Origin of the sequence: Demequina pelophila, from assembly GCF_000971175.1 — a bacterium.
In the GTDB taxonomy this organism is placed as follows: domain Bacteria; phylum Actinomycetota; class Actinomycetes; order Actinomycetales; family Demequinaceae; genus Demequina; species Demequina pelophila.
In genome coordinates, this window is sequence record NZ_BBLY01000001.1 from 794,786 (window position 1) to 813,358 (window position 18,573).

Below are 18,573 nucleotides of genomic sequence, written 5' to 3' on the forward strand. Positions count from 1 at the left end.
ACCTTTCGGGGCGGCCCCCGCCGCTTCCTAGGATGGGATCGTGACGCAGGCGACCCAGCCCTCGATCCCCTTCCACGCGCTGTCGGGCGCCGATGCGCTGACCCGGGTGGACGCCCCGCCCGAGGGCCTCACGGCGGCCGAGGCCCGCCGCCGCCTCGAGGCCGACGGACCCAACGCCCTCCCCGAGCCCGAGAAGCCGCACGTCCTGCGCCGGATCCTCAGCCATTTCAACGACATCCTGGTCTACATCCTGCTCGCCGCCGCGGTCGCGAAGGCGGTCCTGGGCGAGTGGCTCGACTTCGGCGTCGTGCTCGCCGTCGCCGTCATCAACGCGGCGGTGGGATTCATCCAGGAGGGTCAGGCGGAACGGGCCCTCGAGGGCATCCGGACGATGCTGTCGCTCGACGCCCAGGTGCACCGCGACGGCGGCTGGAACACCATCCCCGCGGAGGACCTGGTGCGCGGCGACGTGCTGCGGCTGGGCCCCGGCGACAAGGTGCCCGCGGACGCCCGCCTGCTCGAGGCCTCCAGCCTCCACGTGGACGAGTCGGCGCTCACCGGCGAGTCGGTTCCCGCGATCAAGCAGGTCGACCCGGTCGCCGCGGATGCGGGCGTCGGCGACCGCGCGTGCATGGTCTTCTCCGGCACCATCGTGACGCGCGGCTCCGCGCGCGCCGTGGTGACCGCGACGGGCACCGGCACGGAGATCGGCAGGATCCAGGAGATGGTGGCGCAGGCGGAGCAGCTCGACACCCCGCTCGCACGCCAGCTGGGCCGCTTCGGCACCGCGCTCGCGATCGGCATCCTGGGCATGGCCGTCGTCATGATGGGCGTGGGCTTCTTCGTCCACTCCTGGGCCCCGGCGGACCTGGTCGCGGCGGCGATCGGCTTCGCGGTCGCCGCGGTGCCCGAGGGCCTGCCGGCGCTGGTCACCATCACGCTGGCGCTGGGCGTGCAGCAGATGGCGCGCCGTCGCGCGATCACGCGCAAGCTCACCTCGGTCGAGACTCTCGGTGCCGTCACGACCATCTGCTCGGACAAGACCGGCACCCTCACCACGAACGAGATGACCGTGCGGGCGGTGGTCACCTCGACCTCCCGCTACGAGGTGGAGGGCCAGGGCTACGCGCCGGAGGGCGCGATCCGGGCCGACGGCGCGTGGGTGGATCCGTCCGAGCGGCCGGACCTCATGGCGCTGGCCTCCGTGGGCGGCGCCTGCAACGAGGCGCGCATCGTCCGCGACGGCGAGGCCTGGCGTCTCGTCGGCGAGCCCACCGAGGGCGCCGTGGCCTCGCTCGCGGCGAAGGTGGCCGCCCCCACCGCCGCCGCACGCATCGCGACCATCCCCTTCGACTCGGCGCACAAGTACCGCGCCTCCCTGGACAACGACCCCGAGCTGGGCCCGCGCGTCCGCGCGCTGGGCGCGCCGGATCGCCTGCTCGACCGGTGCACGCACCAGCGCGCGGCGGACGGCTCGCTCGAGCCGCTCGACCGCGAGTTCTGGGAGCGGGCGATCGAGGACCTGGCCGAGCGCGGCCTGCGCACGCTCGCCGCCGCGGACCGCGCGAGCGACGCCGATGCCGAGGCGACCGACTTCGAGCACGAGGACGTCAACGGCCTGGTGTTCCTAGGCCTGTTCGGCATCGTGGATCCGCCGCGCGACGAGGCGAAGGCCGCGATCGCCGCCTGCCACAGCGCGGGCATCCGCGTGAAGATGATCACCGGCGACCACGCGATCACGGCCGCCGCGATCGCGCGCGAGCTGGGCATCCTGCGCGAGGACTCCGGCGTCCTCACCGGCGCCGAGCTCGAGGCCATGAGCCAGGAGGAGCTCGAGGAGCGGGTGCGCGACGTCGCCGTGTTCGCACGCACCTCCCCCGAGCACAAGATCCGCATCGTGCGCGCCCTTCAGGCGCACGACGAGGTCGTCGCCATGACCGGCGACGGCGTCAACGACGCCCCCGCCCTGCGGAGGGCCGATGTGGGCGTCGCCATGGGCATCAAGGGCACCGAGGCCACCAAGGAGGCCGCGGACATCGTCCTCGCCGACGACAACTTCGCCACCATCGAGCGCGCCGTCGAAGAGGGTCGACGGATCTACGACAACATCCGCAAGTCCGTCATCTTCCTCCTCCCGACCAACGGCGCGCAGTCGCTCGTGATCCTCGTCGCGGTGGTCGCGGGCTTCGACGAGCTGCCCCTGTCCCCCATCCAGACCCTCTGGGTCAACCTGGTGGTGGGCGTCACTCTCTCGCTGGCGCTGGCATACGAGAAGGCCGAGCCCGGCCTCATGGACCGGCCGCCGCGCGGCTCCGGCGGCTCCGTCCTGTCCCGGAGGGCCTTCGGCCACGTGATCGCGGCGTCGCTGATCATCGGCGGCGCGACCCTGGTGGTCCACTTCATGGAGCAGTCCGCGGGCACCCCGGAGGCCGAGGCGCGCACCGCGGTGGTGACCATGCTGGTCCTGGGGCAGATCGTGTACCTGTTCAACTCGCGCTTTCTCAGCACCTCCTCGCTCACCTGGGCGGTGCTGCGCGGCAACCGGGTGATCTGGATCGCGGTGGGATCGCTCATGGCACTGCAGCTCCTGTTCACGTACGCGCCGTTCATGAACGCGGCGCTCGGGTCCGCGCCGATCGGCCTGCGCGAGTGGGGCATCTGCGCGGCGTACTCGGCGGGCGTGTTCCTCCTGGTGGAGGCCATGAAGGCGGCCGACCGCCGTATCGCGCGGGCGTAGCGCCCGAGTGCGGGCAGAGCTCTCTCCCATCACGCGAGAGCCGGTTGATCGAGGTCGAGGCGGATGGTTCCGCCCTGCAGCGCGCGCTGGTCGGGGGCATCGGGCGGCGGGAGGAACCAGGGCCTGCCGCCTCTCATCTCGAGCCGCCACTGGCTCTCGTGAAGCCTGACGTGACACCCGACGCAGAGCAGCACCCCGTTGGCCAGGTCGGTCGGGCCCCGGTGGGCCACCCATTCGTCCGCATGATGGGTCACGCACCATGACGGCGGCGCCAGGCACCAGGCACAGCCCCCGTCGCGCTCGGCCAGCGCCCGCCGCTGCTGGGCGGTGAACAGCCGCCTCGCGCGACCCCAGTCCAGCGGCACGCTCGCCCCGCCCATGACCGCGGGGCGGATCTGCGCGTCCACCGTCATGAGGCGCAGGGTGCCCATGGTGATCGGGTCGGTGAGGTCGTCCACGCTGCCGAGCGAGAGGTCGTTCCTCAGCGCGGCCTCGTCGATGCGCACGACCACCTCGGTCGACACGCCCGATCCCGGCGCCTCGCAGCCCATTCCATGCCGGGCGAGCGACACGAGCGCGTCGACCCGGATCTGGGCTGCGGTCCTCTCGTCGCCCGTCCGCTCGTCGCGCCTGGCCTGGAACGCGTGCCGCACCTGCGCGTCGCACCACGCCATCAGGGGCGCGGCCGACGCCGCGTCCAGTCGACCGTGCACCACGGTCATCCCGTCCGCGTCCTTCGTGAACGTGAGGGACCGCCGCGCGCGGTGGCGTGCCTCCCGATCGGCCGCCTGCTCCCGCCGGCGGTCCGCCAGCACGGCCCGGCACGCGCGCCGCAACTCCTTGACGCTCACTCGCGCGGCCTTCGCCACCAGGCGTCCCTCGACGGCCGGCGCCTCGCCTGCCAGACGTGCCGCCGTGAGAGCCGGGGCGTCGTCGCCGTCGACATCCTCGGCCAACTCCTCGAGCGTCGCCTTCACCACGGACGCGGCCGCGACCGAGATGGTGCCATCGCTCAGTGCCGCGGCCAGCACCGCCCAGCGGGGAGGCGCCTGCCGGCGGGCCGAACCCGCCCGATTCTTGTCGTCGCCCTGGTCCTTGTCGGCGCCCCCGTCCCCCGCATCGTCCCCACCCGGGTTCGACCCTCCGCCGCCCAGCGCGGAGCCGGCCTCGATCAGCCGGCGGGCCTCCGCCTCGTCGACGCCCAGCTTCTTGGCGACCCTCTGAGCGCCCGCGCTCTCGCGCCGACGCGCTCCGCCCCAGGGGGAGGTCTCACGCTCGCGGCGCGATGCATCGGCCGCGACGACCGCCGCCAGCACGTTGACCTGCCGGTGGAGGCACGCCACCGTCTCCTGCAGCACCTCGAATTCCTCGCCGGAGAGGTCCTCCATCTCCGCGCCGTCGAGCCGGCGCGCGGCGGCCACCGCCGTGACCAGTCGCGCCGTCGAGAACCTCATGACTCCATCCCATCACCACCCTCTGACATTCCCGACAAACCGGACGCCGGGTGTGGAAAAGGGGGATCGAGAGATAGAGAGAGGGAGGGAGGAAGGGAGGGAGAGCCCCGCCCTACCCGACGCCACCCACGGTCTCGCCGGGCTCGAACGCGCCCGCGGCGATGTCCGCCCAGAACGCATCCTCGAGATCCGGATCGAGCAGCACGGTCGACCCGACGCCGGCCACCGAGTACCCCATCGACCGGATGGGCGGCGTGCCGGTGACGGCGTCGCCGCCGAGCCCCGACCGCAGGTCCAGCGCCGCGCGTGCGAGATCGACCACGCCGGTCCCCTCGCTCACGGCGAAGGCATCGAGTCCCGCGGACGTCAGCCCCACCATCGTGAAGGGATTGAGCAGCGTCGCGGGGCTCAGCGCCTCGTTCGCGACCGCCGACACGACCTGGCGCTGGCGCTGCGTGCGACCGATGTCGCCCAGCGGATCCGAGTACCGCATCCGCGAGAACGCGAGCGCGGTCTCGCCGTCGGCCTCGTGGCAGCCGGCCTCCCACTCGAGGCGGCTGCGCCAGTCCGAGACGTCCTCGTCGTAGCAGAGCTCCACGCCGCCCACCGCGTCGACCATGTCCGCGACGCCGTTGAAGCCCACCTCGAGGTACAGGTCGATGGTGAGGTTGGTGACGCCCTCGACCGTCTCGACCAGGAGCGGCGCGCCCCCGAACGCGAAGGAGGCGTTGATCTTGTTCGCGCTGTGGCCCGGAATCTCGACATACGAGTCGCGCGGGATCGAGATCAGCGCGACCGGCCCCGACTCTGGCTTGTGCAGCACCATGATGGTGTCGGTGCGCGCGCCCTCGGTGCCGTCGTCGTCCCAGTCGTCGCGCGAGTCCGAGCCGACGATCAGATAGGTGCGCCCCGGCGTGTCCGCGGCGCCGCTCAGCGCGTCGACATGATTGATCTGCGAGGACGCCCAGAACGCGAAGACGCCCAGGCTGACCGCGACGAGCACCAGCAGCAGCGCGACGATCCTCAGGAACGACGGGCGCCTCCTGCGCGGCTTGCGCTGAGGAGCGGGCGCCGGGGCCGGCTGGGTGCGGGGCGCCTGCTCCGCCCGGGACCGGGGACGATGCGCGGCCCCCTCTGCCGCCCCGCGCCCGTACGCGGCGGGACGGCCCGGCGAGGGCTGACCCTGGCGCGGCATCACCTGGGTGCGGTCGAGGTCCTCGCGCGGCGCGGCCCCCTGGGGCCGCTGCGGACGCGCCTTGCCCTGCGGCTGAATGGACGGCGGCATCGCGCGCGGGAACGCGGGCCGGCGCGGCGGCTCCTCGGGACGGGGATCGCCAGTCGAGTCGGTCATTGCCTGAGGGTAACCCGGGCCGATGCACGGGCGGGCCAGGCGGGTCCGAGTCGCCTTCACCTGGGGACGGGTTCGTGCCGGCCGCCCCTCGGCAGGCGGCAAGACCGCACAGGGATGGACGCCCGGCCGGGCATCAGGCCCGATGCCGCGCACGGGACCGCCGAACGGCACCAAACGGAGCAAACCTCTTGCGCTCACGGCGCGACTCGGGCATGATTCTGCCGTCCCCCTCTCCCCCGTGATCGCAACGGAGCCCTCACACATGCCCGCTCTCGAGCACGCCTTCAGCCGCGGTGGCGCCGGCATCACCTATCTGCGACAGATCTCGGCCGCCCGAGGCATCCCGATCTCCCTGAGCTTCGTCGGCGGCAGCCTGCTGGCGTCGTCCCTGTTCTCGGCCTGCGAGACGCTCGGACTGCGCACCTCCGAGGTGCTCGCCCAGTTCGACCGCGCCGCCTAGTCTCCCCGCGGCGCGCGCCGCCTACCGCCCGGTCGACTCCCGCACCACCAGGTCCGGCGCGAACACCACGTGGCGAGGCGCCTCGCCCTTGGCCCGCGACGCCTCCTCCAGCATGAGCTCGACGGCGGTCGCGCCGATGAGCCCGCGCGGCTGCCGCACGGAGGTGATGGGCACCACCGCAGAGGCGGCGAAGGAGATGTCGTCGTAGCCGACGATCGCGACCTCGTCGGGCACGCGGATGGGATCGTCTCCAAAGAGCATGGCGCGCTCGACGCCGATCGCGAGCAGGTCGTTGGCCGCCACCACGCCGTCGATGCGCCCCTCCCGCACGAGCGGGCGCAGCGCCTCCCCGGCGCGACGGCCCTCCTCGAGGGACATCTCGTCCGTACCGAAGAGCTGGATGGTGCCGCCGTGGTGCGCGCGCACGGCGTCGGAGGCGCCCCTGAAGCGGTCGGCGACCTGACCGATGCGCAGGGGTCCGCCCACGAACGCGAGGCGCGTCCTGCCCGTGTCGAGCAGGTGCTGGGCGGCAAGGCCCCCGCCCGCGACATCGTCGACGGACACGGAGGCGAAACGCGGCTGGTCCGCGCCGCGGTCGACCAGCACCACGGGGATGCCGCGCCTGCGCAGCTCCTCGAGGCGCGCGAAGTCGTCCTCGGCGGGCGTGATCAGCACGCCGCTGACGCGCTGACGCTCGAAGACGTCCAGGTGCCGGGCCTCGCGCTCGGGAGACTCGTCGGAGTTGGCGAGGAAGACGGTCAGCCCCTCCTCCTCGGCGCGCGCCTCGGCGCCCCTCGCGACGTCGGTGAAGAAGGGGTTGCTCACGTCGAGCACGACCAGCGCGAGACTGTGGCTCCTGCCCACGCGCAGCTGCTGCGCCGCCGCGTTGGGGACGTATCCGAGCTCCTCGATCGCGGCGCGAACCTTCTCCACCGTCGCGGCCTTGACGTGGTCGGGGCGGTTGAGGACGTTGGAGACGGTGCCCACGGACACGCCCGCCAGCGCCGCCACCTCCTTGACACTCGCGGCCACGCCACCACTTCCTCGACTCGATCCTCCATGCACCGCACGCCGCGGGCATGCGGCGGTCATGAATGGTTTCACAGTCCTACCACACGCTCCCGAACCGGCGCGAACGCCTGCGCCCCGGCCGCGACCGCGTGGCGACAACCGGAGACGGCCCCCGTGCACCGCAAGCCACGCTCCCCCACATCGTTATGGCGCCGTGACATGCGAGAGTTGACCGGTTCAAGTGACCCACGCTAGGTTCGAACAATCCTGAATCGTTTCACGATGACGTGAGAGATTCCGCACGGGAAAGGTCGACGATGACAGATTCCTCAGCCGCCTCGAGGTCGGGCCCCACGCTCGTCCTGGACAAGGTGGCGAAGTCCTTCGGACAGGTCGTGGCGCTCAAGTCCGGCAGCCTAGAACTGGAGAACGGCTCGATCCACGCGCTGATCGGAGAGAACGGCGCCGGCAAGTCCACGATCGTGAAGATCATCGCCGGCCTCTATCAGCGCGACTCGGGCCGCTTCGAGTACCTGGGCGAGCCGGTGGACTTCACGACGACGGCCCAGTCGAAGGACGCGGGCATCGCGGTTATCTACCAGGAGCCCACGCTGTTCCCCGACCTCAGCGTCACGGAGAACATCTTCATGGGCCGCCAGCCCACCCTCTCGATGGGCCGCATCGACCGCAAGGCGATGCGCGAGGAGACCGAGCGCCTGTTCGAGCAGCTCGGGGTGCGCGTGGACCCCGACCACCCCACCCGCGGGCTCTCGATCGCGGACCAGCAGCTCGTCGAGATCGCGAAGGCCATCTCGCTCGACGCGCGCGTGCTCATCATGGACGAGCCCACGGCGGCCCTGAGCGGGGTCGAGGTCGAGCGCCTCTTCGCCGTCGCCCGTGGCCTCCGCGACGAGGGGCGCGCGCTGATGTTCATCTCGCACCGCTTCGACGAGGTGTTCGCGCTGTGCGACACCGTCACCGTGATGCGCGACGGCGAATACATCGCCACGTCCGCGATCGCGGAGACGTCCGTCGACGCCCTGGTGCGCCAGATGGTCGGCCGCGACGTCACCAACATGTTCCCCAAGGAGGTCGCGGAGATCGGCGAGGTCGCGATGTCCGTCGAGGGCCTCACCCGCACCGGCGTGTTCCACGACGTGTCGTTCGAGGTCCGCTCCGGGGAGATCCTGGCGCTCGCGGGCCTCGTCGGCGCGGGGCGCAGTGAGATCGTCCGCGCCGCGTTCGGCGTCGACCCTTATGACGAGGGCACCGTGACGGTCGCCGGCGCCCGACTGCGCCCGGGAGACCCCTCCGCGGCGATGGCGCACGGGGTCGCGCTCATCCCCGAGGACCGCCGCAAGCAGGGCGCCGTGCTGGAGTCCGGCATCGCACGCAACATCACCCTGGCGACGCGCGGCCGCCTCGCTCGCGGCGGCCTGATCTGGAACGCCCTCGAGAACGACTCCGCCCAGGAGTGGGCGTCGAGGCTCGAGGTCAAGGCCACCGCCCTCGACACCCTCGCCGGCACCCTGTCGGGCGGCAACCAGCAGAAGGTCGTCATCGCGAAGTGGCTCGCCACCGAGCCGCGGGTGCTCATCGTCGACGAGCCCACGCGCGGCATCGACGTGGGCACCAAGGCGGAGGTCCACCGCCTCCTGTCCGACCTCGCGGGCCAGGGCCTCGCGATCATCACGATCTCCTCGGAGCTGCCCGAGGTGCTGGGCATGGCGGATCGGGTGCTCGTGGTGCACGAGGGCCGGATCACCGGGGAGTTCTCGCGCGAGGAGGCCACCCCCGAGGCCGTGATGCATGCCGCGACCCACAAGCTGGAGGACGTCCGATGACGCTGACCGACTCGCGCGCGGCCGCCACCGGCTTCGCCTCACGCACCCTGTCGCTGCTCAAGCAGCGCGAGGTGGGGATCTTCGCGGCCTTCGCGCTCGTGGTGATCGTCACGACCATCAGGAACCCGAACTTCCTGTTCTCGAACGACGGCTTCCGCGACCTGCTCGTGACGCCGTCGCTGCTGCTGCTCGTCGCGGTCGGGCAGGCGATGGTCATCATCACGCGCAACGTCGACCTGTCGGTCGGCTCGGTCATGGGCCTGACCGCCTACCTGGTGGGCACCCTGTTCCGCGACTTCTCCGCGATGCCGTGGCCGCTGGCCTTCGTGATCGGCATCGCCTTTGGCGGCGCGCTCGGCCTGGTCAACGGGCTGCTGGTGGCGTTCGCGAAGGTGCCCAGCCTGGTCATCACGCTGGGCACGCTGTACGCCTATCGAGGCATCAACGTGATGTGGACGGGTTCGGACCGCATCAACGCCTCGGACATGCCCGCCGACTTCCTCGCGCTGGGCACCAGCTCGATCGCGCGCATCCCGTACATCACGATCATCGCGCTCGTGGTCCTCGCTGCCGCCGGCTGGTACATGTTCACCCAGCGCGCCGGCCGGGAGTACTACGCGATGGGCTCCGACCCGGACGCGGCGACGCTCTACGGGCTCAAGGTGCGCCGCCGCCTCATCACGGCGTTCGTGGTCTCCGGCGCGCTCGCCGGCCTCGCCGGCGTGGTCTACGCCGCGCGATACGGCACCGTGAGCTCCCAGGTGGGCGTGGGCTACGAGCTCCAGGCCGTCGGCGCGGCGGTGATCGGCGGCGTCGCGATCTTCGGCGGCTCCGGCACGGTCTTCGGGGCCGCGATCGGCGCCTTCCTCCTCATCACCATCAACCGCGCCCTGCCGGTCGTCGGGGTCCAGGACTTTTGGCAGCAGGCCGTGGTCGGCACGCTCATCATCGGCGCGATCGTGCTCGACCGCCTCGCCGCCAACCGACAGGAACGCCAGCTCGCGGCGGATAGGGAGAGCTCCCGTGACTAGCACCATCCTGACCTCGTCTCAGGCGCGGTCCTACGCCGAGTTCCAGCAGCCGCTGTGGAGGCGCATGCTGTTCACGCGCGAGATGGCCGTGTACGCCGCTCTCGTCGCCGTCATGCTGGTGGCGAGCCTCACGGTGAAGAACTTCGCCGCCCCGATCACCGCCACCTACCTGCTCCTCGACGTCGCGGCGATCCTGCTCATGGCGCTGCCCATGACCCTGGTCATCACCACCGGCGAGATCGACCTGTCCGTCGCCTCCGTGGTGGGGCTGTCCTCGGTGCTCACGGGCGTGCTCTACGAGGCCGGGCTGCCGTTCGCCCTCGCGGCCCTGCTCGCGATCGCCGCGGGCGCCGTCGCCGGCTCCATCAACGGCCTGCTCGTCACCAAGGTGGGCCTGCCGTCTCTCGCGGTGACCATCGGCACGCTCGCGCTGTTCCGCGGCCTGGCCGTGGGGCTGCTGGGCACCACCGCGATCACCAGCTTCCCGCAGGAGTGGCGCGACCTCGCCACCTCCAAGATCCCGGGCACCCCGATCCCGAGCGTGATGATCCTGTTCGGGGTCCTCGCGGTCGCCTTCGCGGTGCTCCTGCACTTCACGCCGTTCGGCCGCGGCATCTACGCGATCGGCCAGTCGAAGGAGGCGGCGCACTTCTCCGGCGTCCGCGTCGAGCGGACCAAGCTGATCCTGTTCATCCTGAGCGGCGCCGTCGCGGCCCTCGCCGGCGTCTACTACACCCTGCGCTACGGCAGCGCGCGTGGCGACAATGCGATGGGCCTGGAGCTCGGCGTGATCGCGGCGGTGCTGCTCGGCGGCGTCTCGATCTTCGGCGGCCGCGGCGCCCTGCACGGGCCGATCGCCGGCGTCCTCCTCATCGGCGTCATGGCGAGCGCGCTGCGCCTCGCGAACATCACCTCCGACGTCATCAACGTCATCACCGGCACCCTGCTCATCCTGTCGGTGGTGTCGCCAAGCGTCCTCGCCTGGAACAGTTCGCGCCGCGCGCGGGCACGGGCGAGGAAGGAAGGGTCCGCGTCCGGATAGGACGCGCGTCCCGGGCAGTCCCCCTTGCACGACCGTGCGGGGCCCACAAAGAAGGAGAGAGAACGATGAAGTTCCCCACCAAGACCACGCGCGGGGGCGTCGTGGCGGCGGTCGCCGCGCTCGCCCTCGTCCTCGCCGGCTGCTCGTCCAGTGACGACGACACGGACGCCGGCGCCACTGCGGGCGGCGGCGACGACGGCATGGCCACCGAGGCCAACCTCGACATCGTGTTCCTGCCCAAGAACCTGGGCAACGCCTACTTCGACACCTCCAACGCCGGCGGCGCGGACGCGATCGCCGAGTTCGGCGGCAGCTACTCCGAGGTGGGCCCGCAGGAGGCCTCGCCCGACGCCCAGGTGAGCTACATCAACACCGCGACCCAGCAGGGCGTGGGCGCCCTCGTCGTCTCGGCCAACGACCCGGCCGCGATCTGCGATGCCCTCAACGAGGCCCGCGACGCCGGCGTGAAGGTGGTCACCTTCGACTCCGACACCAACCCCGAGTGCCGCGACCTGTTCATCAACCAGGCCACGGCCGAGGGCATCGCCCGCATCCAGGTCGACCTCATCGCCGAGCAGATCGGTGACGCGGGCCAGGTCGCGGTCCTGTCCGCCTCCGCCAACGCCACGAACCAGAACGCCTGGATCGAGATGATGGAGGAGATGCTCGCGGCCGACCACCCGGACATCGAGCTCGTCGAGGTGGTCTACGGCGACGACGACGACCAGACCTCGTTCGACAAGACCGCGGCCCTGCTGCAGACCTACCCCGACCTCAAGGGCATCATCTCCCCCACCACGGTCGGCGTCTCGGCCGCGGCCCGCTACCTGTCGACCTCGGAGTACAAGGGCCAGGTCATGCTGACCGGCCTCGGCACCCCGAACCAGATGCGCGCCTACGTCGAGGACGGCACCGTCGAGGCGTTCGCCCTGTGGAACCCGGCCGACCTGGGCTACCTCGCCGCCTACGCCGCCAAGGCCCTCATCGAGGGTGACATCACCGGCGCCGAGGGCGACACCTTCGAGGCCGGCGACCTCGGCTCCTACACCGTCGGCGCCGACGCCACCGTCCTCCTGGGCGACCCGTACGTGTTCGACGCGGACAACATCGGCGACTTCGACTTCTAGGAGTCGCCTCTCATGGGCCCGGCCTCGCGCGGCGACGTCGCGGGGCCGGGCCCGACCCCGCTCCCGAGCCCACCGGTTTGACGCGCCCCCTCGACCCGGACTAGATTTGAATCGTTTCAGAACCGCTCGATCCGCCGATGGACCGCATCGTCCCGGATCCCGCTCAAAGGAGAGAATGATGGCCTTCAGCAGCCACGTCGCCAGCCGCCTCGAGGAGCAGGCCATCGAGCTGCCCTCGTGGGCGTTCGGCAACTCGGGCACCCGCTTCAAGGTGTTCGGCACCCCCGGGACGCCGCGCGACCCGTTCGAGAAGATCGCGGACGCGGCCCAGGTGCACAAGCACACGGCCCTGTCGCCGTCCGTCGCGCTCCACATCCCGTGGGACAAGGTCGACGACTACGCGGAGCTGCGCAAGCACGCCGAGGACCACGGCGTCGCGCTGGGCACCGTCAACTCGAACACCTTCCAGGACGACGACTACAAGTTCGGCTCGCTCGCCCACCGCGACGATCGCATCCGTCGCAAGGCCATCGATCACCACCTCGAGTGCATCGACATCATGGACGAGACCGGCAGCCGCGACCTCAAGATCTGGCTCGCGGACGGCACCAACTACGCCGGCCAGGACGACATGCGCGGCCGTCAGGACCGCATGCACGAGTCGCTCCAGGAGATCTACGCGCGCATCGGCGAGGGCCAGCGCCTGGTGCTCGAGTACAAGATCTTCGAGCCGGCGTTCTACCACATGGACGTGCCGGACTGGGGCACCTCGTACGCCCAGGTGGCGGCGCTCGGCGAGCGCGCGACCGTGTGCCTCGACACCGGCCACCACGCCCCCAGCACCAACATCGAGTTCATCGTCATGCAGCTGCTGCGCCTGGGCAAGCTCGGCTCGTTCGACTTCAACTCCCGCAACTACGCGGACGACGACCTCATCGTGGGCGCCGCGGACCCGTTCCAGCTGTTCCGCATCCTCGTCGAGGTGATCCGCGGCGGCGGCTACGGCAAGGACGGCGACACCGCGTTCATGCTCGACCAGTGCCACAACATCGAGGACAAGATCCCGGGCCAGATCCGCTCGGTGCTCAACGTCCAGGAGATGACGGCCCGCGCGCTGCTGGTCGACCGCGAGGCCCTCACCGCCGCGCAGATCGAGGGCGACGTCCTCCAGGCGCACGGCATCCTCATGGACGCCTTCTACACCGACGTCCGCGCGGACCTCGCCGCCTGGCGCGAGGAGCGCGGCCTACCCGCCGACCCGATGCAGGCCTTCGCCGAGTCGGGCTACCTCGCCACGATCGCCCAGGAGCGCGTGGGCGGCGTCCAGGCGGGCTGGGGCGCCTGACGCATGCCCCGCGTCTGCTTCACCCTGCAGGTGGACCCGGTGCGACTCGACGAGTACGTCGAGGCGCACCGGGCCGTCTGGCCGGAGATGCTCGCGGCCATCCGCGACGCCGGGCGTCGCGACTACTCGCTGTTCCTCCGGCCCGACGGGCTGCTGGTCGGGTACTACGTGACGGATGACGATGCGGCGTCCGCCCGGGCGCTCGCCGCGGACCCCCGCACGGCCCGCTGGGAGCAGACCATGGCCCCGTTCTTCGTCTCGCTCGACGGCGAGCGCGCGGATCAGGGCGCGCCGCAGCTCACCGAGGTGTTCAACCTCGCCGACCAGCTCGAGGCCGCCGGCCTCGAGGACTGAACCACCGCATCGTCCACCCGTCCGCAGTCCCCCCAGACCCCACCGAAAGGAACGACCGTGCCAGTCCCCACCACCTCCACGGCCCTCGCCCTGCTGGACCGCTCGCACCGGCTGGGCGCCGACCCGCGCAACACCAACTTCGCCGGCGGCAACACGTCGGCCAAGGAGACCGCGGTCGACCCGGTCACGGGCGCGCCCGTCGACCTGCTGTGGGTGAAGGGCTCGGGCGGCGACCTGGGCACCTTGGGCACGGACGGACTCGCGACGCTGCGGCTCGACCGCTTGCGCGCGCTCGTCGACGTCTACCCTGGCGAGGAGCGCGAGGACGAGATGGTGGCGGCGTTCGACTTCTGCCGGTTCGGCCTGGGCGGCGCGACCCCGTCGATCGACACCGCGATGCACGGCCTGGTCGACGCGCCGCACGTGGACCACCTCCACCCCGACGCGGGCATCGCCATCGCGACCGCCGCGGACGGCGAGGAGCTCACCGAGCGCATCTTCGGCGACCGCGTCGTCTGGGTGCCGTGGCGCCGGCCCGGCTTCCAGCTGGGCCTCGACATCGCGGCCATCAAGGCAGCCAACCCGCAGGCGATCGGCTGCATCCTGGGCGGCCACGGCATCACCGCGTGGGGCGACTCCTCCGCGGAGTGCGAGGCGCGCTCGCTCGAGATCATCGAGACGGCGACGCGCTACATCGCGGAGCACGGCAAGGATGCCCCGTTCGGGGCGCCGCTCGAGGGCTACGGCCCGCTGGGGGACGATGCGCGGCGCGCCAAGGCGATCGCCCTCGCCCCGGTGATCCGCGGCCTGGCCTCCGTGGACCGGCCGATGGTGGGCCACTTCACCGACGCGGACGTGGTGCTCGACTTCCTTGCCCACGCGGAGCACCCGCGCCTGGCCGCGCTGGGGACGTCCTGCCCCGACCACTTCCTGCGCACCAAGGTCAAGCCGCTGGTGCTCGACCTGCCCGCGGACGCTCCGGTCGAGGACTGCATCGCGAGGCTCAAGGACCTGCACACCCAGTACCGGGCCGACTACCAGGCCTACTACGACGCGCACGCGACGGAGGACTCCCCCGCGATCCGCGGCGCGGACCCCGCGATCGTGCTGGTCCCCGGCGTGGGCATGTTCTCCTTCGGCGCGAACAAGCAGACCGCGCGCGTGGCCGGCGAGTTCTACGTCAACGCCATCAACGTGATGCGCGGCGCCGAGTCGCTGTCCACCTACACCCCGATCTCCGACGCGGAGAAGTTCCGCATCGAGTACTGGGCGCTCGAGGAGGCCAAGCTCCGCCGGTTGCCCGCCCCCAAGTCTCACGCCACCCGCGTCGCCTTCGTCACCGGGGCGGCCTCCGGCATCGGCAAGGCCGTCGCCACCCGCCTCGCCAGGGAGGGCGCGTGCGTGGTCATCGCGGACCTGGACCTGGACAAGGCGCGGGCCGCCGCGGCGGAGCTGGGCTCGACGGACGTGGCCGTCGGCGTGGCCGCCAACGTGGCGGATCCGGACGCGGTCGCCGCCGCCATGGGCGAGGCGGTGCTCGCCTTCGGCGGCGTCGACCTGGTGGTCAACAACGCCGGCCTGTCCCTGTCGAAGTCCCTGCTCGACACCACGGAGAAGGACTGGGACCTCCAGCACGCCGTGATGGCGAAGGGGTCTTTCCTGGTGTCGCAGGCCGCCGCGCGCGTGATGATCGCGCAGGAGATGGGCGGCGACATCGTCTACATCGCGTCCAAGAACTCCGTGTTCGCGGGCCCGAACAACATCGCCTACTCCGCCACCAAGGCGGACCAGGCCCACCAGGTGCGCCTGCTCGCCGTCGAGCTGGGCGCGCACGGCATCAAGGTCAACGGCATCAACCCCGACGGGGTGGTGCGCGGCTCCGGCATCTTCGCCGGAGGCTGGGGCGCGAACCGCGCCAAGACATACGGAATCGAGGAGGACAAGTTGGGCGAGTTCTACGCGCAGCGAACCATTCTGAAGCGCGAGGTGCTCCCCGAGCACGTCGCCAACGCGGCCGCGATGATCACCGGCCCCGACATGACGCACACGACCGGCCTTCACATCCCCGTGGACGCCGGCGTGGCCGCAGCCTTCCTCCGATGACCGCGACGGTTGCCGCGGTCGACCTGGGGGCGACCTCCGGACGCGTGATGATCGGGCGCATCGGCCCGAACACCCTCGAGCTCGAGCAGACGGGGCGCTTCCCCAACGGCCCGGTCCGCACGCCGGACGGGCTGCACTGGAACCTCCAGCAGCTGTACGCCCACGTCCTCGACGGGCTGGGGGCGGCCGCGCGCGCGGGACACGCCGTGGCGTCGATCGGCATCGACTCGTGGGCGGTCGACTACGCGCTCCTGCGCGGCGACCGGGTGCTGGGCGAGGCGTTCCACTACCGCGACGAGCGCACCGCGCACGGCGTGGAGCTGGTGCACGCGGACGAGCCGTTCTCCCTGCTCTACGCCCGCAACGGGCTCCAGTTCCTGCCCTTCAACACGCTGTACCAGCTCGCGGTCGAACGCGAGGCGGGCATGCTCGACGTGGCCGACCGGATGCTGCTGGTGCCGGACCTGCTCGCCTGGTACCTCACGGGCGCGACGGTCGCGGAGGCCACCAACGCCTCGACCACCGGGCTCCTCGACGTGAGCACCCAGGAGTGGGACGGCGAGCTCATGGACCGCCTGCGCCTGCCGCGCGGACTGTTCCCGCGCATCGTCCACCCGGGCGAGCGGATCGCCGCCCTGCTCCCCCACGTCGCCGAGACCACCGGCCTGGCCGGGGGCACCCCGGTCATCGCGGTCGGCTCGCACGACACGGCCTCGGCCGTGGTCGCGACTCCCATGACCGAGCCGGGCGGCGCGTACATCTCGTGCGGCACCTGGGGGCTCGTGGGCGTCGAGACGGAGTCGCCCATCCTCACGGCCGCCGCCCGGGAGGCGAACTTCACCAACGAGGGCGGCGTCGACGGCCGCACCCGCTTCCTCCACAACGTCATGGGCCTGTGGATCCTGTCCGAGACCATCCGCGCGTGGGAGCGCGACGGCGACACGGTCGACCTACCCGCGCTGCTCGCGGCGGCCGCGGACGCGCCGGAGCCCGCTCACGTCTTCGACGCGAACGATGCGGTGTTCGCCCCGCCGGGCGACATGCCCGGGCGCATCGCCGCGTGGTTCGCCGACCGTGGCCTGCCGGCCCCGGCGACGCGCGCGGAGGTCGCACGGTGCATCGTCGAGAGCCTCGCGCAGGCCTTCGCCGACGCGGTGCACCAGGCGGGCTCGCTCGCGGGCCAGGAGGTGCGCCGCATCCACATCGTGGGCGGTGGCTCGCTCAATATGCTGCTGTGCCAGCGCACCGCGGACCGGGCGGGCGTGCCCGTGCTCGCGGGACCGGTCGAGGCCACCGCGATCGGCAACGTGCTCATCCAGGGCCGCGCCCTGGGCGCGGTGAAGGGCTCGCTCGAGTCGCTGCGCACCCTCGTCGCGGACACGTTCGCCCCCACGCTCTACCAACCGAGAACCGTCGCAACGAAGGGACGCTGACATGAGGATGGACCGCCGGGTGCCCCGACCCGCGGAGCTCGCACCGCTGCTGAAGTTCAAGAGGTTCGAGCCGAACGGGCGCACCCGCCGGCTCGCCAAGGCGCACACGATCGCGGACCTGCGCGCGATCGCGCGGCGCCGCACGCCGCAGGGCCCGTTCGACTACACGGACGGCGCCGCGGAGGAGGAGCTGTCGCTCGGGCGCGCGCGTCGCGCGTTCCGGGAGATCGAGTTCCACCCCGCGATCCTGCGCGACGTGTCCCACGTGGACCCGTCCGTGGAGATCCTGGGCGGGCGCTCCTCGATGCCGTTCGGCATCGCGCCGGTGGGCTTCACGCGCATGATGCACGCGGAGGGCGAGCGGGCCGGCGCGTCCGCCGCCGCCGCCGCGGGCATCCCCTTCTCGCTGTCGACGCTGGGCACCACCTCCCCCGAGGGCGTGCGCGACGCGAACCCCCACGGACGCAACTGGTTCCAGCTGTACATGCAGAAGGACCGCGACAAGTCCATGGAGCTCATGAACCGCGCCGCCGCGGCGGGCTTCGACACGCTCCTCATCACCGTCGACGTGCCCGTGGCGGGCGCGCGCCTGCGCGACCACTACAACGGGTTCTCCATCCCCCCGCAGCTGGGCCTCAAGACGGTCCTCAACGCGCTCCCCCGCCCCGAATGGTGGTTCAACTTCCTCACCACGGAGCCCCTCGCCTTCGCCTCGCTCACCGAGTGGGACGGCACCATCGGGGAGCTGCTCGACGCGCTGTTCGACCCCACCGTCGACTTCGACGACCTGGCGTGGCTGCGCGACCAGTGGCCCGGCAAGGTCGCGGTGAAGGGCATCCAGACGCTGGACGATGCGCGGCGCGTGGTGGACCTGGGCGTCGACGGCATCGTGCTGTCGAACCACGGCGGCCGCCAGCTGGACCGCGCCCCGGTCCCGTTCCACCTGCTGCCGTCCGTGGCGGCGGAGCTGGGCGACCGCACGGAGATCGTGCTCGACACCGGCATCATGTCGGGGGCCGATGTGGTGGCCGCCCTGGCCTGCGGCGCGGACTTCACGCTCGTGGGCCGCGCGTACCTCTACGGGCTCATGGCCGGCGGGCGCGAGGGCGCCGACCGCGCCATCGAGATCCTGTCGGGCCAGGTGGTGCGCACCATGAAGCTGCTGGGGGTGTCCTCCGTGGCGGAGCTCAACCCCGGGCACGTCACGCAGCTGCGCCAGATGATGCCCGTCGGGGCACCCGCTCCGGCGCGCACGGCGACCCGACGCCCGTAATCGAGGCC

14 protein-coding genes are annotated in these 18,573 nt (G+C 71.7%); 11 read left to right on the top strand and 3 right to left on the bottom strand.

What is annotated here, in order from left to right:
• The first annotated feature begins 40 nt into the window (after positions 1–40).
• The gene (locus AOM03_RS03665; protein WP_082092069.1) at positions 41–2,737 is read left to right on the top strand and encodes a cation-translocating P-type ATPase; all 2,697 of its coding nucleotides are present in this window, start codon (positions 41–43) and stop codon (positions 2,735–2,737) included.
• A 29-nt stretch (positions 2,738–2,766) separates the two neighbouring features.
• Here AOM03_RS03665 and AOM03_RS03670 read toward each other — a convergent pair whose 3' ends face one another.
• Positions 2,767–4,191 (bottom strand): HNH endonuclease signature motif containing protein, encoded by a 1,425-nt coding sequence (locus AOM03_RS03670; RefSeq protein ID WP_062378399.1) that lies wholly within the window; start codon positions 4,189–4,191, stop codon positions 2,767–2,769.
• A gap of 112 nt (positions 4,192–4,303) precedes the next feature.
• On the bottom strand, positions 4,304–5,542 hold the full coding sequence (locus AOM03_RS03675; RefSeq protein WP_227589871.1) for an LCP family protein: 1,239 nt from the start codon (positions 5,540–5,542) through the stop codon (positions 4,304–4,306).
• A 262-nt stretch (positions 5,543–5,804) separates the two neighbouring features.
• Here AOM03_RS03675 and AOM03_RS03680 point away from each other — a divergent pair, with 262 nt between their 5' ends.
• Positions 5,805–6,002 (top strand): hypothetical protein, encoded by a 198-nt coding sequence (locus AOM03_RS03680; RefSeq protein ID WP_062378401.1) that lies wholly within the window; start codon positions 5,805–5,807, stop codon positions 6,000–6,002.
• 21 nt (positions 6,003–6,023) lie between these two features.
• On the opposite strand, the gene AOM03_RS03685 is transcribed toward AOM03_RS03680, so the two are convergent.
• Positions 6,024–7,034, bottom strand: coding sequence for a LacI family DNA-binding transcriptional regulator (locus tag AOM03_RS03685; RefSeq protein ID WP_062378403.1), 1,011 nt, complete (start codon positions 7,032–7,034; stop codon positions 6,024–6,026).
• A gap of 296 nt (positions 7,035–7,330) precedes the next feature.
• Between AOM03_RS03685 and AOM03_RS03690 the strand changes: the two genes are divergently transcribed.
• The 9 genes from AOM03_RS03690 (at position 7,331) to AOM03_RS03730 (ending at position 18,565) form a co-directional block, all read left to right on the top strand.
• Positions 7,331–8,857 (top strand): sugar ABC transporter ATP-binding protein, encoded by a 1,527-nt coding sequence (locus AOM03_RS03690; RefSeq protein ID WP_062378409.1) that lies wholly within the window; start codon positions 7,331–7,333, stop codon positions 8,855–8,857.
• Positions 8,854–9,888, top strand: a complete 1,035-nt coding sequence (locus tag AOM03_RS03695; RefSeq protein ID WP_062378411.1) for an ABC transporter permease — start codon at positions 8,854–8,856, stop codon at positions 9,886–9,888. Before AOM03_RS03690 ends, AOM03_RS03695 begins: the two co-directional genes overlap by 4 nt.
• On the top strand, positions 9,881–10,930 hold the full coding sequence (locus tag AOM03_RS03700; RefSeq protein ID WP_062378413.1) for an ABC transporter permease: 1,050 nt from the start codon (positions 9,881–9,883) through the stop codon (positions 10,928–10,930). Before AOM03_RS03695 ends, AOM03_RS03700 begins: the two co-directional genes overlap by 8 nt.
• A gap of 65 nt (positions 10,931–10,995) precedes the next feature.
• The gene (rhaS, locus tag AOM03_RS03705; protein WP_062378415.1) at positions 10,996–12,057 is read left to right on the top strand and encodes a rhamnose ABC transporter substrate-binding protein; all 1,062 of its coding nucleotides are present in this window, start codon (positions 10,996–10,998) and stop codon (positions 12,055–12,057) included.
• A gap of 178 nt (positions 12,058–12,235) precedes the next feature.
• Positions 12,236–13,402, top strand: a complete 1,167-nt coding sequence (rhaI, locus tag AOM03_RS03710) for an L-rhamnose isomerase (protein ID WP_156157599.1) — start codon at positions 12,236–12,238, stop codon at positions 13,400–13,402.
• Positions 13,403–13,405: 3 nt separating this feature from the next.
• A complete protein-coding gene (locus AOM03_RS03715) occupies positions 13,406–13,756 on the top strand; it encodes an L-rhamnose mutarotase (RefSeq protein WP_062378418.1) in 351 nt (116 codons plus the stop codon).
• Positions 13,757–13,813: 57 nt separating this feature from the next.
• The gene (locus AOM03_RS03720) at positions 13,814–15,859 is read left to right on the top strand and encodes a bifunctional rhamnulose-1-phosphate aldolase/short-chain dehydrogenase (protein WP_062378420.1); all 2,046 of its coding nucleotides are present in this window, start codon (positions 13,814–13,816) and stop codon (positions 15,857–15,859) included.
• Complete coding sequence (locus tag AOM03_RS03725) at positions 15,856–17,292, top strand: rhamnulokinase (RefSeq protein WP_062378422.1); 1,437 nt, start codon at positions 15,856–15,858, stop codon at positions 17,290–17,292. Before AOM03_RS03720 ends, AOM03_RS03725 begins: the two co-directional genes overlap by 4 nt.
• Before the next feature lie 7 nt (positions 17,293–17,299).
• A complete protein-coding gene (locus tag AOM03_RS03730; protein WP_062379162.1) occupies positions 17,300–18,565 on the top strand; it encodes an alpha-hydroxy acid oxidase in 1,266 nt (421 codons plus the stop codon).
• Positions 18,566–18,573 lie beyond the last annotated feature (8 nt).